The 18,637-nt window shown below is 39.5% G+C and carries 7 protein-coding genes; all 7 read right to left on the bottom strand.

Features of this window, described 5'->3' with window-relative positions:
- Positions 1-4: 4 nt before the first annotated feature.
- A complete protein-coding gene (locus U1E44_RS01810) occupies positions 5-1,834 on the bottom strand; it encodes a sodium:solute symporter family protein (RefSeq protein ID WP_322929221.1) in 1,830 nt (609 codons plus the stop codon).
- 40 nt (positions 1,835-1,874) lie between these two features.
- Positions 1,875-5,015 carry a DUF5107 domain-containing protein gene (locus tag U1E44_RS01815; protein ID WP_322929222.1) on the bottom strand — a complete coding sequence of 1,047 codons (3,141 nt, stop codon included), beginning with the start codon at positions 5,013-5,015 and terminating at the stop codon, positions 1,875-1,877.
- 88 nt (positions 5,016-5,103) lie between these two features.
- On the bottom strand, positions 5,104-8,418 hold the full coding sequence (locus tag U1E44_RS01820; RefSeq protein WP_322929223.1) for a VCBS repeat-containing protein: 3,315 nt from the start codon (positions 8,416-8,418) through the stop codon (positions 5,104-5,106).
- Positions 8,419-8,588: 170 nt separating this feature from the next.
- On the bottom strand, positions 8,589-10,196 hold the full coding sequence (locus U1E44_RS01825; RefSeq protein ID WP_322929224.1) for a SusD/RagB family nutrient-binding outer membrane lipoprotein: 1,608 nt from the start codon (positions 10,194-10,196) through the stop codon (positions 8,589-8,591).
- 28 nt (positions 10,197-10,224) lie between these two features.
- Positions 10,225-13,293: a SusC/RagA family TonB-linked outer membrane protein gene (locus tag U1E44_RS01830; RefSeq protein WP_322929225.1), complete on the bottom strand. Its 3,069-nt coding sequence runs from the start codon at positions 13,291-13,293 to the stop codon at positions 10,225-10,227.
- A 394-nt stretch (positions 13,294-13,687) separates the two neighbouring features.
- Positions 13,688-15,145 carry a vanadium-dependent haloperoxidase gene (locus U1E44_RS01835; protein ID WP_322929226.1) on the bottom strand — a complete coding sequence of 486 codons (1,458 nt, stop codon included), beginning with the start codon at positions 15,143-15,145 and terminating at the stop codon, positions 13,688-13,690.
- Positions 15,146-15,209: 64 nt separating this feature from the next.
- Positions 15,210-18,548, bottom strand: a complete 3,339-nt coding sequence (locus tag U1E44_RS01840; protein ID WP_322929227.1) for a VCBS repeat-containing protein — start codon at positions 18,546-18,548, stop codon at positions 15,210-15,212.
- Between the last annotated feature and the right edge of the window lie 89 nt (positions 18,549-18,637).

The raw sequence follows: 18,637 nt of genomic DNA on the forward strand, positions 1-18,637 counted from the left end.
AAAATCAACTTATGTTTTTTAAGTTATCCCACCAAAATTTCTTTAATAAATAACTTGTAAGTAGGAATACAGCACTCCAAATAACCATTTCTGTGTTTTGACGCAACATAAAATAGATAGGAATGACCAATTGCGCCATTTGCCATATTATACCAACAATAACATTAAAACTATCGCGTTTAAAATCCATATTTGGTATAAAATCCGGATCCTCTTTCATAACCGCATCCCTTACAGGGCCCCAGAAACCCCATGGCTTTGTTTGTTTGTAGAATTTTTTTACACTAGCCACATTGGGTAGTGGTTGACTGTATGTACCCAAAATGCAACCTAAAAGTGAGAATCCGAAAATTAGGGGAAACACAAAAATGTCGATGTACTCACCAAAAAAGAAAAGTTTTACGGTAGATGCGACAAGTCCAAAAAGCATGCCCCAAAAGTAGCCTTGTCCCGAGAAGCGCCACCAAATCCATTTTAATAAGTTAGCAGCGGCATAACCACCGTAAAGTCCTGAACTAAGCCATAATGTAAGCGAATTTAAAGAGCCGGCATTGAAGCCAAAAATGATGCCTACCAAAACCAATACCAATGAAGAAATGATGCTAAGACGCACCAACCGCTTGTCGGGCGCACCGGGATTTATATATTTTTTATAAATATCGTTTACAATATAAGCAGGAGCCGAATTAACATAGGCTGCAAAAGTGCCCATAAAGGCGGCCAAAAATCCGGCAAGCACAAGACCCTTTAGCCCGATGGGCAAAAATTTATTGATTGCCAAGGGTAATACCTGTTCAAAATCGACCTCGGCACCCATAGCCATAAGTTCGGGCCCTAGGTATACAAGGGATAGTACCGCAAAACCAATAATCATAAAATAGCGCGGAATATACAACACACAAATAGTTAAGAAACCCATTTTTGCTGCATCGGAAGGTGTTCTTGTGGCCAGAATACGCTGCATGTCATAGCTTGGCACTGGTCCTGCAATAGAAGCAAATATGCCTTTAAATACCATTAAAAGAAAAAGAATTCCGAAAAGATCAAAACCATCACTTTCAATCTTGGCATTCACTTGGGGGAAAGCCGTAGTGCTCCAATCCAAATCTAATTGCCATCCAAAAAACAGCTGTGTCCATCCATCGGGAATTACCGCTTCAATTTGATCAAAGGAAACCATGTTGTACGCTACAATGCCCACGCCAAGAGAAGCAATGGTCATAATAATAAATTGCATCACTTCTGTAGCTACAACACTGTGCATGCCCCCTTTCACGGTGTATAATGCGGTTAACCCACAAATAATCAACGCATAGGATTTCGCTGAAGAAATTTGATAGCCTAGTATTTCAAAGGCCATGTCCCAAGGAAGTATAGAAGTACAGTATTTTCCAATACCTTCAAAGAGATAAGCTATAAAGCCTAAGACACTAATAACCGCAAAAATTACGATAATAATATGCGATAGTTTGGCACCTTTACCATCGCCAAAACGAAAGGTAATCCATTCTGCGCCGGTCATTACATTAGAACGACGCATCCATATAGCCAAATATACAAATACGAATACCTGATTCCAGACCGGCCAAAGCCATGGGAGCCATGCACTTTTTAGTCCATAGACGAAAAGGATGCCAACAGTCCACATGGTGCCGGAAATGTCGAACATTCCGGATGCATTACTAAGACCTAAATAGTACCATGGCAACTGGTTGCCGCCCAAAAAATACGACTCCATGTTTTTGGTCGATTTTTTGGAGAGATAAAATCCCAAAAATAATACACCAATGATATACGTAAAAACAATCCCGATGTCCCAATAAGAAAGTACCATAATCGTTTGGTTTTAGTACCTTTTGCTAAGGTGTTTCTATTTATTTGTGGTCTGCGTCTTGCAATACTAAAAGAATCAATTGCCATAACCTTTCATCTATCTTGTTTGTAGCTTTCAGCGTTTTAATTTGCGTATCGTTTTTAGTAAATAAAGCCAAAGCTATGGCTGCTTTTTCATTTCTTACAGCGATTTCAGTGAGGCAATTTAGATAATTTTGTTGTATTTCAGAATGTTTTAATTTTTCGAGGGACAAAAGGGAAAACAACGAATTTAAATCCATTCGATCTGTATATTCTAAAGTGTAATCTACTATGTGTTGAATAGTACGTGCCGCTTCCTGTTCTTTACCAATTGCTTTGTAGCAGTAAGCCAATACGTAATCTTGCAGCCTTGTATCCGGTGCAAAGGGTTTTCCTATACCCAGATGCTCGGGCCATTCTTTAGAAAGATGAAGCAGCTCTATGGCCTTAGCAAATTGTTTTTGCGTAATGAATTGATGTGCCAAGAAAATATGGGCATTATCGTAAATGCTTTTACTCTCAGCGGCGTGTTCATAGGGTAGGACCTGAAGGTCTTTTAGGACAAGAATGCTTTTGGCGTATTTTTTAGTAGCATTTAGGCTTTTAGCATAACTTAAGCCAATAGTATAGTTGTTTTTGAATTTTTTGAATGCCTTTTCTGCCATGGCTTCTGCATCTTCAAATTTATCGTGATCTAAATAAAAACGAATGAGCTCGTTCCAAGATTGCCAGTAATTCTTATTAAGGTAAAGGGCTTTTTTATAATCTTTCAAGCGTTGTTCATAGGAATCTGTTGTTAGAAGTTCTGCGCGAAATCTGTAAAACGTATGGTTGTCCGGCAGAAAATCGCACTCTTTTAACAATTGAATACCCTTGTCCTTGAGACCTACAGAAAGGTAGTTTTGCGCCAAATAGTATTTTAACTTCCAGCTATTGTTTTGCGATTTTGCCCATTCCAAAACCGGAATCATCTCTGTTCTATAGGGAAATACGAAATCTGTAGATGTCGTTACAACTTCTTGCAACAGCGCTTCACTACGATTCGGATGGGTCTCTTTAGAAAGGTATGCTAAAAGGAGTTGTGCTTGCCTGTTTTTGGGCAAAAGTTGTAGCAGTGGCAAAGCGCTATCCTTGTCATGGTAGTTTACATATTGTAAAGCCAGCTCCAAGATAGTTTCGTCGGGTAACTCATTTTGAATATTGGCGTATATTTCAGTAGGCGAACGTTCGTAAAAAAGCAATGATTCCAATGAAGCAAAATGATCTAGGGGATTTAATTTTTTTAAAACTTGCTGTTGCCTATTAAAGGCCACAGTATCTTTGCCTATTCTACTAATTAGGAGTTGCACATGCCTTGCATTAAGATTGTAGGTATTAAAATCTAAGGCTTTGGCTGTATAGGTGGCTACTTTTTTAAGATCATTCAATCCTAAATAGATTTCCGCCATAACAGAATATGCCGCCGATCTAAATTTTATATCCCTTGCGGCCCATCCTAAGGCCTCTAGTGCGTTTACTGTATCATTTAGCCTCAGATAACTAAGTCCAATAAAATAATTGGCACCCGAATGGTACGTGTCTATCTGAAGTGCCTTTTTTGCATGTTCTTCGGCTTCTTTATAGTTAGTACGTCTGTATTCTAGCTCCGCCATTTTTACAAGTGCTTCTAAATGCGACGGCTCCTGTTGTAATAGTTCGGTAAATTTTTCTCGAGCAAGTTCATATTCCCTAAACTTCATAGCTTCCCAGCCCTCCATAAAGCGTTGTTGGTGTGCCGATGAAACTACATCTTCGGTAGCGTTAAAGGGTCTTTTTAGTATCGATTTTTTGGGGTCATTACTGAAGTGAAGATCCGCATTTTCCACTAATACCTCTATACGATCCGAAGCAAGGGCATTTATTTTTGTTGAAAAAACGTCCATAGGCTTCAAAACCATGTTTTGCGAAAACACTTTAGATCCATTGACCAACACGGTAATAGGCGCATTAATGAATTGAAGTGCGTTGAATCCGATATAGGTTTCACTATTCTGCTGATGTACGTTGAGCACTCCATGTTTTGAAACGGCCGCCATACCTCCTATTTCTTTGTAGGGAAACCAAATTTCGTTCCATCGATCCATGACATAAGGATCAAAATTTGCTTGAGAAATCGGGTTTATTTCGCCGGGACTGTATTGGTTAAACAATCGACCTGCCTGAAATTCAATATACTGTCCATCCGTGTCCGTTAATAAATCCTCCCAAATACCACCAGACCGAGAAAGTGCCCAAAGCCATAGCTTTTGCCCCGGCATTTCTTCATAGGGCGACCAATGGCCGAAACCAAATTGGGTATCGTGATAATAGCCTCCAAAAAAATCTTTGGATTCGCCTACGATGTGGTATGATTTTGAGGGGCCAAAATTATTATTTCGATAGAAAGCTAAATTTCTTCCTGCCTCGTCAATAGGCCAAGAATGGACGTCGCCGTTATGACCTAAATAGGTATTTCCGGGGATAAAAAATTCAAGATCGTCAGTAGCTGCGGCAGCACCAGTCATCCAATTGTAGTAGGATTGGTTCACTGCTGTCCCATTGTACCAAGTGGCATTGGTCTCAAAATAAGCCTTGTCTTTTTCGAGCCGTATTTCAACGAGCCAATGCGTACGCGAGGGTAGATCAAGAGCGCCTACAAAACAACTTACACTACCATCTTCGTTGCTGCTAATCTTATAATCAACAGGGGTTGCCGTCATTGGATGATGGCCAATAATACCAAAATTAAATTCGATGCCTCCGGAGGCCCAAGGGCCGCGCATTGCGATATTTCGGAACTTAACGACCTCATTTTTGTAAAGGAATTCGCGACCTGTACTTTTCTCAATAGCACCCCATACTTTGCCTCCAATTTCCGGGAGTACAAAAACCTGAATATACTCATTTTCGAGGGTTATCACTTTCCAGTCTCTTTTTTGCGAACGGTGCTCGTATCCGTTAAACATCACATAGGGGGTTATCTTGGGATTTTTTGCTACAATAGGTGCCGGGTCGGCATCAAAAAAACCGTAGGTATCTAGGGATCTATTTTCTTCTTTAATGGTGGCCGATTGGGAGAAAGCCAATGCGGTAAAAGTGAAGTTAACAAAAAGTAGTACGTGTGTTTTAATGTAGAGATTCATAGCTGTAAATGGGTACAAACAACTGTTTATTAATCATTTAAATTGTATTTATTCTGAACTTTTAGAACGGATGGCACTTCGTTGGCTTTTAATTTTTTTTAGGATGCAACACTTTATACGCAACCATTGGGGCGTTGTTTTGAGCACATAATATTATTTTTGTGGTATCCGGCAGTTCTATGAGCGCCAAGTCTCTGGTTTCTGTTTGCAAATTAAGACCACTAGCTTTCTGAGAAACGGTGGTAAACCCTCCTTTTCCGTCGCCAATTAAGAACAGACCTTTATTGGCGTCATACCGCCCGTATTTTACTCTGGAGCCAAAGAAATTTCCTCCTAAAATGAGGTCTTTAAAGCCGTCCTCATTCATGTCATGTGCTAAAATTCCGTATATGGGCGCAAACTGAGCCGATGCTGGTAAAGGGGTTATTTTAAAGGTGCCATCTCCTAAATTTTCTACAAAACTGCTGTCAAAAGTGGTTGCTTCAAAAACCGTTACATCTTTTAGTTCCTCGGCAGAAAAAATATCTGTTATTTTTTGGTCTGCATAATCGGAATAATTAACATACCTCGTTTTTAGCATGCTAAGTTGGTCCACTAAATCATCTTTTGAGAAAACCGGATATTCTTCGCCCATAATATAGCTGCACATAATAGGATCTAAGGTGCCATTATTGTCAAAATCCTTTACGAATAAACGCACGGGTTCACTGGGGGAAGCTTTTAGCTGGGAGTTACGACCATGGTTTCCAATCACAAAATCGATATCGCCATCATTGTCCATATCCGACGCCATAATAGTATTCCACCAACCGTTTGAATTTTCTAATCCTGTAGCCCCCGTAGGCTCTGTAAAGACATTTCCTTGGTTAAGAAATACTCGAATGGGCATCCATTCACCAACTAGAATAAGATCTTGTTTTTCATCATTGTTGATATCTACAAAGGTAGCATCGGTAACCATGCCAATAAATTCCAAAGCGGGGTTTACTATTTTAGTAATATCGCTAAAATTACCTTTACCGTCATTCTCTAAAAGATAACTTCGAGGTATTGTGGGATATGCTCCGGGAACTAAACGACCACCAATGAATAAGTCCAGATCGTCGTCGTTGTCGTAATCTGCTGCAGTTACACAAGAAGTACTGGTGTACATTTGGGGTATTTGTCCGACTGATTTTTTAAATTTTCCCTTGCCATTATTAAGATAAAGTCGGTCTTGAAGTAATGGGTCATCAAGGTCAAACTCATTGCCACCGCTAACCACATAAAGATCCAAATCCCCATCATTATCAGCATCAAAAAATAAGGCATCAATGTCTTCGGAATGTCGATCTTCGATAAATGCTACTTGAGGCATGGCAACAAAACGCCCCGATTTTAACTGCTTAAAAACAGTTCCTTCATAACCTTTGGCACCGCCAATGAAGAAATCTTCCAAACCATCGCCATCGATATCCCCCTTTGCAATTTTTGGCCCTTGGGTAGATAACTTATGAGGTAAAAGCCGCTCTCTTTGAAAATCATTAAAGTTATTTTCAATATGATTGTGTAAGAGGAGGCTATCTTTAAGAAAATAAGGTAATTCTGCTATTCCTGTTTCAATATTGGGCATTGCTGCTTCTTTTTGAAAAAGGGTTAGGGTTTGATTCGTAGCGATGTGTAACAATACCTGTTCCTTACCGTCGGGCCAAGTGATTTTTAAGCTATCTATTTTTTTTTGTGCACCAAGCCCAAACACAAGCGTATAATCTACAGAAGATTGATACCCTCTCACAGGCATTAATTCTTGAGTAAACGTTGCATTTGAAGTAAAAATTTGAATTTTAGACCCAATGCCGAACGTATTATTTCCAGTTCCTTTTAAATTCAATTTTACAAAATGATTTTGAGATAATTTTTCACTGTTGTTCCTATAAATAAATGCTTTTTCGTCTATATTGTTTACCACGAGATCTAAATCTCCATCGTTGTCCAAATCGGCATAGGCGGCTCCATTGGACAGTGATTTTTGATGCAGTCCCCATTCCGTATTTACCTTTTGAAAAGTGAGATCCTTATTGTTTTTGTAGGCGTAATTTTGGACTACTGAGGAAGGCATTTTCTCTAAAAGTTGCATAATTGCAGTTGCCTTTCCTGTTTTGTTTTCGTTAATTTTTTCCTGAACCGCATAATTTATAAAGTCCATATTGGTATAGTCCCGTTTATAGCCATTGGTAATAAACAGGTCTTTAAAACCGTCATTATCAAAATCGGCAAATAAGGAGGCCCAGCTCCAATCTGTATTTGATACGCCCGAGAACTGTCCAATTTCGGAAAAGGAAGTACCCTGATTATTAAGCTGTAACATATTGCGCATGGTCTGGTTATAGAAACCGGAAGCAGCTAAGCGACTAAATTTTTCGTAGTTGTCCGGCCCTGAAACCATTTTTTGCCGATAATTATCTTCCGGAAGCATATCTAGCAACATCATATCTGTAAATCCGTCATTGTTGATGTCGGCAATATCAGAACCCATAGAATATAAGGGGGTGTGCCCTATGTAGTCTTGTAATCGTTCAGAGAAAGTGCCATCGGTATTATTAATATAGAGATAATCTTGCTCGTTATAATCATTCGAAATGTAGATGTCGGGCCATCCATCATTGTTAATATCTGAAATGGCAATACCAAGACCAAACCCCAACACGTTGGTAATAAGTCCAATGTTTTCACCTACTTCTACATAGGTGCCATTTTCGTTTTTGTAGAATTTATCAGAATAGGCTGGGTTTTTCCTGTTCTTTAATTGTTCGGATATTTGTCCAAATCCGGCATATTCTTGCGTGGAGTGATTTAATACGTAGAGATCCAAATCACCGTCTCTATCATAATCAAAAAAAGCCGCTTGTGTACTGTATCCGGAATCGTCTATCCCGTATTTTGCTCCTTGTTCTGTAAAGGTAAGATCACCATTATTGATAAAAAGCAAGTTTTTTCGTTTGTTAGGATCGGGGGCTGCCGATCTACATACATAAATGTCCAAAAACCCATCTCCGTTTACGTCGGCCATAGTAGTACCGGTATTCCATAGTCCTTCTGCAAATACGCCGGCTTCTTTGGCGATTTCTTCAAATTTAAAATTACCCTTATTAATGTACAGGTGACTGCCAACCATATTTCCTGTAAAGTAGATATCGGGCAAACCGTCATTATTGAGATCTCCAATGGCAACGCCACCTCCGTTATACAGATAGCCATATTCCAGTACATTAAACGCCTCGGTTTCTTTTAAAATATTTTTAAAATGTACATTGGTTTGAGATGAAGGTAACAACGAAAATAAGGTACTGTCATCTACCTTTGCGCAGGATAGTAACAGAAAAGGCATAGCCAAAAGTGCGAAAAAGTGTCGTGTACCTGCCATTTTTTTTAAATTAGGAGCCATTATATCTTGTCACGGTCAAAAGTCAGTCTACGATATTTTATTTCTATAGCTGAATATAGAAGTAAGATAGGGTATTATCGGTTTTTGAAAAACAAAAAATGCCAATGAGTAATTATTGGCATTTTTCGCAACTAAAACTAACTCAAAACTTAATTCTTTTTATCCCACCAAAGTTTTGTGGTGCCATTATCTGGCCCTCCAAGCAAGGAGCTTACGGCTTGTTGAACGGCTTCCCCGTTGGTAGAATACTCACTACTTACATAGGGCATTCTTCTCGGTATTTCGGTTACCGGGATGTTTGGGTTTATAGAATTTAATCGATCGTACAATGTAGGATATCCTGTTCTTCTCCTTTCGGCGTAGGCTTCTTCACTGTCGGGATATAGGGCAATCCACTTTTGGGTGATAATTTGTTCTAATTGCCGTTCTGCAGAAGCACCGGCATCGAACGCTACGGGTACTGTGGATACAGGTGGTGTTGATGCATCTAGAGCCGCTGGTACATTGGTGCTGCTTACATAATCGTTTCCGGAAAGGTCAGTGCCACTAAACCCAAGTTCTATATGAGAGGCAACAATACCCTGATTGTACAAATCTGCGGCAGTACCCCCCATATTCCATCCACTTACAGCTCCTTCTGCTCTTAGGAAAAAGGCTTCGGATGCTCTTATAACCGGCCAGTCTGGTCCGGGTGTATCTGCTGTGATAAAAGCTTCGGCCATATTGGAAGCAATATCATTGAAAGGCGTTCCTTGCTTTTGGGCAATGCTTTGCCCGTTGCGCATACCTTCGTAGTTAAAGGTAACTCCGGCTGGGTCATCCAATGGATCTGGAATATCCGCTTCGGAGAAATAACTGGAAACCCTAGGGTCTTGATATCCTTTTAGGATACTTTCCATATCCGCACTCATACGAAATTCGCCCCATTGTGTGATGGTGGTATAATGATTTCGAAAATCGTTTCCTGTTGGGATAAATGCACTTTCGCTATTATCGGTCATCACCCCGTCGGCTACCGCTTTTTCGGCCTCTACTCTGGATTTAGCTGCATCTACATATTTAATACGCATGGCCAAACGCAACCGAAGAGTATTGGCAAACTTTAACCAGTTATCTGCCGATCCTCCATAGATAATATCGTTAGAACCCAAAAATGATGTTTGTCCGGCATTTGCCTTAAGAACCGTAACCGCTTCATCCAAGCTGGTAAAGAAATCGGAATAAATAACTTCTTGCGAATCATAAGGTACTGTAGATTCAAGATTGCCAAAATTTAAATAAGGAATAGGACCCCAAAGGTCGGTTATTCTGTGGTAAAAATACACTCTCCAAACCTTCATCATGGCGTTTTCTAAGGTGAATCCTAAGGTTTCTGCTTGGTCTTCGGCCACTTTAATATTGGGCGCTGCTTGTCCGTAAAACCAGAGATAAGCTCCGTTAAGCCATCGGTCTACCAATTCAAATTGATCGGAGCCAAAGTTGGGCGCTGTAGTTGAGAAATAATTGGCGTAAATATCCGGAAACAAGGAATGCCCTAATTGAAAAGGACCTCTACCATCTCTACCCGGCTGAGCCCAAGGGGTGTAATGCGGAGTAAAAAGGGCGCTTCTCACAAACAGTGGATATTCCGCTGAGGTAACGGCGTCTAGCGTAAAGTTTTTAGGATCTGTGTTTATACCGTCGAAATCGTCGGTGCACGCCGAAAACAGCCCCAAAATCATTAGGCTGAAACTTAATGTAATTAGTATTTTTTTCATCTTATTTCTTTTTAGAATTACAATTTTTTTAGAAACCAAAGTTTATAGATACCCCAAATGTTCTTGTGGTGGGTGGCGCAAAAGCTTCACGTCCTTCGGCAGAATTGCCTAGGTCGGTTACCGCTTCCGGATCTACATTTTCGGCTTTGTTAGAGAAAAAGAATAGGTTTCTACCTACTAAGGATATATTTGCCGAAGAGATAAAGGTTTTAGACAAAATACTTTGTGGCACGGTGTATCCAAGTATGAGTTCTCTTAATCGAACATTAGATGCATCGCGAACAAAAGCTTCACCAACCGGAGCATTTCTACCGCCCAAACCTTGACCGCTCCAAAGGGCTTCTGCATCTACAGCAATGGTGTTTGGAGCACCACTTTCCGTAACCGCTGTTTCGTTTCGGAAAATATTTTGGCCAAAAACCAATGAACCGTCGCGTCCTTGAGCCGTAAAATCTAAAAGTCCGTCCGAGGCCAAAATAGCTTCGGAAAAGGAGGCAATAGTACCGCCTTGACGGATATCAATTAAGGCACTGAAATTAAAATTCTTAAAGCGGAAAGAGTTTCGAATACCTCCTAACCAATCTGGGTTAAAGTTGGCAATTTTAACGTCTAACCCATTTGTTTTAAGGGGCACACCATCGGCACCCACAATAACGTTGCCTTGAGCATCACGTTGAAAGCCTCTAGAATATACATCCCCAAATTCCTCTCCTTTTACCAAGCGGAATTGCCTGATAAAATCGGTAGCAACAATCAATTCATCCTGTTCACCGTCTAAAATTTCAAGAACTTCACTTTGGTTCGTTGCAAAATTAAAATCGATATCCCAAGAAAAATCCGGCGTGCTAAAGATATTGGCACCCAACATAATTTCTACACCTTTGTTTTGAATATCACCCCCGTTTTGGAATCTTGAAGTGATACCAGATCCTGACGGCGTGGGGGTTTGAAAGATTTGATCGAAAGTGTTGGTTTTATAATACGTAAAGTCTAGTCGGAATCTGTTGTTTAAGAAACGGGCATCGAAACCTAGTTCCGTAGATTGTGTAGTTTCCGGTCTTAAATCGGATGCAGGTTGGTTAGGATTAATATTTAAGGTTCCTGCAAGAATATCTGCTCTTCTGGAAATACTAAATGGCGAGGTATCGTTACCTACTTCTGCCCATGAACCTCGTAATTTTAAGAAGCTAAAGAAATCTGGCATTTCCATTAAATCGCTTACCACAGCGGTTAAACCAAAGGAAGGATAAAAATAAGATCTATTGTCTGCGGGTAGGGTGGAACTCCAATCATTTCTTGCGGTTATATTAAGGAATATGGCATTTTTATAAGAAATTTCCCCCAAGCCGTAAATTGATTGTACTTCAAATTTACTAAAGGCTTCTGTAGATCTAGGTAGCGCAGTATTGCTGAGTGCAAAGAAGTTTTCAATGGTAAAATTAGTACCTTGACCTTGGATTTGATTGAATTCGAATGCCCTTTGGTTGGCACCCACACTCACATCAATTTTAAAATCATCTGTAATTTGTTTGTTGTAATTAAGAAGGAAATCGGTATTCCAATCATAAGAATTACTGGCTCTATTGATGAACTGACCGAACTGGGCTACCGTAAATGTATCATTGTGCCATAGTTGTTGTTCGGATCTGTTAGCTCTGTCGATTGTAGATCTACCCAAAATGGAAAGGTCTGGAGTAATTTGATACTTTAAGGAAAGTAATCCAATAACACGTTCATCTAAACGAGGGTTGCGAACGTTATTTATAGTCCAGTAAGGGTTACCACCGCCATTGAAACGCGGCAAAAAGTAATGTTGTCTTACTTTACCTTCATCATTAATAAAATCGAATTGTCTAATATCTTGCGTACGAATGTTTCTAGGAAGAATATACAGATAACGCAAGGGATTATCAAAACCTTCGCCTGTGGCCAGCACATTAGAGAAATCGTCTCTAATGTAGTTAACTTTAGCGTCTAATTGCAATTTGTCCGTAATACTGGAGGTTAAACGCGTGTTGATACTGTGTCGTTTTAGATCGTTACCGGGAATGATGCCCCCCGCTTCTGTAAATGTATACCCGATAAAAGCGTTCGATTTTTCATTATTAATGTTAACACCCACGTTGGTGGCCAATTCATGTCCGGTTCTAAAAAAGTCCTCTACATTATCCGATTGCGGAGAAAAAGCGTACGTATTACCGAAATTTGGATTGTTCGGATCGTTCGTCCAATGCGCTACTTGGGTTCCATCCATCACGGGACCCCAAGAGGTAGTGGCAGTTGGCGAATAAACTCCGGCGGAGCCTTGACCAAATTGATTTTGATAGTCTAGCAAAAATATGGCGTCGGCTAAGGTAGAGGTAAACCCAATGGTGGTAGAGATACCTTCTTTAGCGCCTCTTCCCGACTTGGTAGTCACTATAATAGCACCGTTTTGCGCACGACTACCGTAGAGGGCGGCCGCATTTGCGCCTTTAAGAACAGAAATGTCCTGAATGTCATCGGGGCTAATGTTAGAGATGTCTCCGTTAAGTAGTATTCCGTCGACCACATAAAGCGGTTGACTACTCCCTCCAATAGAGCGGTTACCCCTTAGGAGTACTTTAGATTCAGATCCAACACCAGTAGATCCTGTGGTAACCGATATACCGGCAACTTTACCACTTAATCCGTTTACGGCGTTCACATTTCGCGCTTTTGCCAGTTCCTCACTATCTACACCTTGCGTGGCGTACGAAAGTGATTTCTTTTGCCGCTCAATACCCAAAGCGGTAACAACCACTTCGTCTAATTGGCTGGCATCTTCCTGAAGCGCAATATTAATTACATCAGATGCCCCAACGGTGACAGTAGCAGTTTGTGTTCCCAGATAGGAAAAAACCAATACGCTGCCCTGTGCTACTTCTATGGAATAATTTCCATCAAAGTCGGTTTGGGTGCCATTGGTGGTTCCTTGAACCAGAACATTAACACCGGGTAGCACCAAACCATCGGCAGCACTGGTAACGGTTCCCGTTACTGTTTTGGTTTGTGCAAGTACGTTTCCGGCATACAAGCCAAGTGCCAGAATCATAATAAGCCTGAGTTTTTTAATCATGATACATTGAGTTTAGTTAGTAAATTTTCAACAACATCTTGTAGCAAAGATGTTAAATTAATATTAAAGTACTAATTTACTTTGTAGTTTACAAAAATTATCAAAAATTTCGACCAACAACGAAAGCGAGTCGCTGGATAACAATATCTAAACAGCGAAAAATTGAAGTCTGGGAAATCGAGTTATTTTTAAAAGGAATTAAATTCTTTTAATTTTTCTTTTTAGTTTATCACTAAGAATTTTAAGAAATGTAAATAGGAATAAGACGTATTATTTTAATGAAAGCAGGATTCTAATACCATAATTTTTTGGTATACGTAGGACTGTTGTTTATTTTTATACATCCAAAATTTTGGTATTTGTGAAACACAAATTAAAAAGACGCAAAAAATAATTACTCGCCAACATGGGCTTTGTAGAAATTCCATGCTTCTTTAGCCACATTTCTTCCCAATTCTAATCCTGCAACATTATCTGATTGTATGTGATATCCTCCGTAAACCCTTGATATACCTGCCATTTCAGCCGTTTCAGTGAAGGTTGGGAAGTTCAATTCTACCGTATCCCCTAAATTATCCGGTTCTGTAAGTGCACCTGCAACCAGTGTCATTTTTTCACCAAAAGTATCACTACCCGTCCATAATTTAAGGGCTTCAGCACAAGCCCCGCTAATGGTACTGTGTCCGGAAACATAACTGGGAAACGGAGGACATAAAAATATTTCTGGAGAATAAGGTCTCCATTGCTCGCCTTTCAGTTCCATCATTCCTTTACCTTCGCCCCCCCATCCAAAAACAGTTTTATCTTTATAGTATTCATGTACTAACGCATAGGGTCGGGCAAAATCATAGAACATTTTAGAATCCCACGAGGCAATAAAGGCGTCCATAGCTACGATTTGATTAAAAAAATACATTTTCACGTCTTGATCCAACGTATGGTTATCCCTACGTGAAACGGCTTGCGCAAAATTTAACCAATGCCCGGCTTGTTGCACAGATTTAGGCCCATCTCTCATAAATTCTACTAATGCTCTTTGGTAATCTGTTAGATTAGATTGCATGGCTACGACCTCGTCTACTTCCAATTTTAATTCTTCTGAGCCTAGCATAGGTGGAGGTCCCGGACGAAATTGATCGGCAGATTTTAAGGTAATTGGTTGCACGTTTTGCCAAAAAGGTGTTAAACACTCAGGCGCATATTTTCCGCCCTTACCGTCTGCAAAATACTTGGGTTGCCACCGATTTAAATTTACGTTTTCATCCGCAGAATTTACGGGGGCGTAGCCGGTGTAATTATAATAGGGTTCTGCATTTTTCGGATCTTCTTCCCCATATTGGTTGGCGCCATCGCCTTTTCTGGCTTCAATAACGGCTTTTGCGGCTAAATTACCGATACCCTCCGGGGTGCTGGGATCTAGAGATTTATTCATAGGATCTAATCCCAATTGTTTCATGAATTCGGAAAACATTGAACTATCACTATAGTAATATTCGTTCATGGTTCTAAAGGCTGCGTAGCTTATTGCAATTTCCTTATTTCGCAATGTATGTTCTTTATTCGGTCGTTTAGCTACTCCCGTCATGTAAACGGGTTTTGCAATGGTGTCATAACTGCTCCATGCATCGAAAATGGCTATAAAAATGAGGCCTAGATAGCGCGATGTAATTGTTGGTCGAGGCGTAAATCGTTCGGTATCATTGGCAGTAGCTTCAAGTGCGATTTGTCCCCATTGATAGGCTATATTATGTATGCCTGTGGGTTGTTCGGTTTTTTCTATTGTTTTCTTTGAAGTGGTATTACATGAAAATAAACTGAAAAATATAAGACAGGTAAGAAGTATTCTGTGCATTGCTTTTTTTTTAAAATAAACCGATTTTTTAGCTATTTAATAGTGTGGATTTAAAATTAGTAAATTAATTGTTCAAGCCTTCAAACACTTGTATGAACTCATCGTTATTCCCAACTATGATTTGTTTTTTTTGGTTTACAATAATAGGGACGATTTTTTTTGCGTCTTTATTGGCAAAAAATCCGCTTTCTATTGGACTTATAGGTTGAAAATCACCTTTTCCGTTTCCAAGCATTACAAGACCCGTTCCTGCGTCGTTTCTCGGAGTTTCAATTTCTGATACAAAAAGATTACCTGCTAGTAGAATGTCTAGATGCCCATCGTTATTAAAATCATCTACAAAAACATCGTTGATATTAGACAGTTGCGCCATGTTTGGAAGGGCTTTTAATTTAAAGCTAGCATTTCCTAAATTTTCAATATAATATGATGCAAATGTATGAGCTTTATAATGAATTGAATTTTCTAAATTTTGCTCGCCGTAGATTTCATTCAATTGTAAGGAGGCAAAAAGGTCATACTTTTGAAACTCCTGTTTAAGAGAAGGAATTTGATCTGAGGAACAAGAGAACCCTCTCAAAGGGTAATGTTTTTCATCATTGTAATACCCTAAAACAATGTCATATTGCCCGTTATTGTCAAAATCGTTAAAATAAATATCGAAGGGTTCCTCTATAGAAGTTTTGTATTTGTAATTGAGACCAAGGTTTCCTACAATGATATCCATATCCCCATCATTATCAAAATCTCCTTTTTCAATACTAAACCACCATCCTTCGGTGTTTTCAAAGTCGGCTAGCGGTTCTTTAACTAAGATTCCGTTCTTATTTTTAAAAACAGAGATGGGCATCCATTCACCTACAAGGATGAGGTCTAAAAATGAGTCGTTGTCATAATCCATCCAAATGGCATCAGTGACCATACCTACATTTTTTAGCTCGGGAGCTTTGGTATTTGTGACGTTTATTAATTGGCCATCTTGGTTTTCTAAAAGCATGCTAGAGGCCGGCAAGGGGTATTGATGCGGAATGTGCCGTGCGCCAACAAATAAATCTACATCCCCATCATTATCAAAGTCACCAGCTTTTACAGTGGCTCCACTCATTCGATCCGCATTCAAAATGGCTCCTTTAGAAAAAGTACCTTTTCCATCATTAACATAAAATCGATCTATGTAGTGCGGATCATTTACTGGGTATTCATTACCGCCACTCACTACATACAAGTCCAGAAAGCCATCGCCGGTAATATCAATAAAAAGGGCATCTATGTCCTCATAGACGGCTTCTTTTGACCAAAGCGGTGAGGAGTCTTTAACAAAGCTTCCATCATTTTGTTGTATGTAAAGTGCCGCTTCGTAACCAGTAGCCCCACCTATATATAGGTCTTCCAAACCGTCGTTGTTAACGTCTCCCTTGGCTAGCGCCGGACCAAACTGTGATAATTTGTGCGGTAACAAAACTTGTTTGTCAAAATCGTTAAAGGTATTTTCTTGATGTTGATGCTTTATGGGAAAAGTGCTGGTTGTTTCTTTAAAAAGTGCTGCCGTATGTACAAGTTCTTCCGATTGTTGTTTTTGTTTCCCCGATGTATTTTTTAATTTTAAAGTTTGATTGGCTTTTACATTTTTTAAAACAGTTTCCGTGTCATTGGGCCAGCGAACTAAAATACTGTCCACAATTTGATGATTTCCCAATCCAAAATGCGCAATGGATTCGCTTGTGGAGTATATACCACGTACATTGGAGGTTTCAAAATATTGCTGTGTATCGCTGGCATAAAGTTTAATCTTGATGCCAAAGACCGATTTGCCTTTCTCATCTTCAAGGGCTATTCTTAAAAAGTTGGCGTTCGCAAAAAGCTCGGAATTGTTTTCGTAGATAAATGCGGACTCATTAATATTATTAACTACAATATCGAGATCGCCATCATTGTCAAAATCGGCATAGGCAGAACCGTTTGAAAAGGAAGCTTGGTTTAATCCCCACGCCGCTGTAATTTTTTCGAAATTTAAGTTGCCATTATTCTTAAAGGCATAATTTTCTATGGGTTGGGAGGGTAAAATAGATATAGCTTCTTTTAGATCTAATATGTCCCAAATTGAAGCGTTACCCCCATCCGGATTTTCCATAACCCATTTATTTGCTGTATCCGTAATGTATTGTCCTACTTTTTTATCTGCATCTGTATTGCGAATATCGTGCAATAGGCCATTAGTTATGTAGGTGTCTTTTAATCCGTCGTTATCAAAATCGGCAATAAGGTTAGACCAACTCCAATCTGTGGCGGCCATTCCTGTAAACTGCGCAATATCGCTAAACGTGTTGTTACCGTTGTTCAGTTGCAATGCATTGTACATGTATTGGTAATGCCCTCCGTTGGCCACTACTTGCCAAAACGAATCAGGGTTCATACCACTCATATTCGATTTAAGTCGAAAATTGTCTTCTGCAACCATATCTACCACAAAGATATCCAGTAGCATATCATTATCAATATCTGCGGCATCTACACCCATACTGTAGTATGGGATATGATTCATGGCGGTATCTATGATATTGGTAAAGGTGCCGTCGGCATTATTTATAAATAAAAAATCGGGCGCATAGAAGTCATTGGCCACATACAAATCAGTCCATCCATCATTATTAAAATCGCTTGCCGAAACAGCATTTGGGAATCCTGTTAGGTTTAGACCCGCTTTTTCAGTGACATCTACGAAGTGATCCCCCATATTTTTATATAGGCGTAGTGAAAATTCGGGCAGTAATAATTCAGTACCCGATAATTTGGAATAGCTGCCAGGATTTGGCGGCTGAGTTAACAAAAAAAGATCCAATGTACCGTCCTTGTCAAAATCGAGGAAAGTGGCATGTCGTGTACGTTGGTCATTTGCTACACCATACTTTTCTGCTTCTTCCTTAAAAGTGCCATCTCCTTGGTTTATGTAAAGCAAGTTTTTTCTTAAATTCGGAGCATCATCGTATAATTCTCTACTAACATAAATATCTAAAAAGCCGTCATTATTAACATCTGTTACGGTAACACCTGTGGACCAACCACCATCACTTTTTATCCCTGATTTGTTTGTTACATCTTGAAATTCGAAGTTCCCTTTATTGAAATATAATCGGTCGTCCACAAGATTGCCTGCAAAATAGATATCTTGTAAGCCGTCGTTATTAAAATCGCCAACACCAACGCCGGCACCACCGTAATAATTGGCATATAAAAAAATATTGGCCTCTTTGGTGTCTTTTATTTTATTTACAAAATCAATCCCCGTTCGTTTTTTAGAAAGTAGGCTGAATCTCGTTTTGTCTTGTGCTGTAATTGCCGTTTGTAGAGTAGCAAAGACCGTTATGAACAGACCTAAGAACCGCGCTGAATGTAAAGTTTTCATATTCTTGAAAATTCATAAACAAAATAAAGGAGAGTTGCCTCTCCTTTATAAAACTAACTCAAATAAAAATTACTAACAAACAGAATATT

Source organism: Aurantibrevibacter litoralis (assembly GCF_034651555.1).
Lineage (GTDB): Bacteria > Bacteroidota > Bacteroidia > Flavobacteriales > Flavobacteriaceae > Aurantibrevibacter > Aurantibrevibacter litoralis.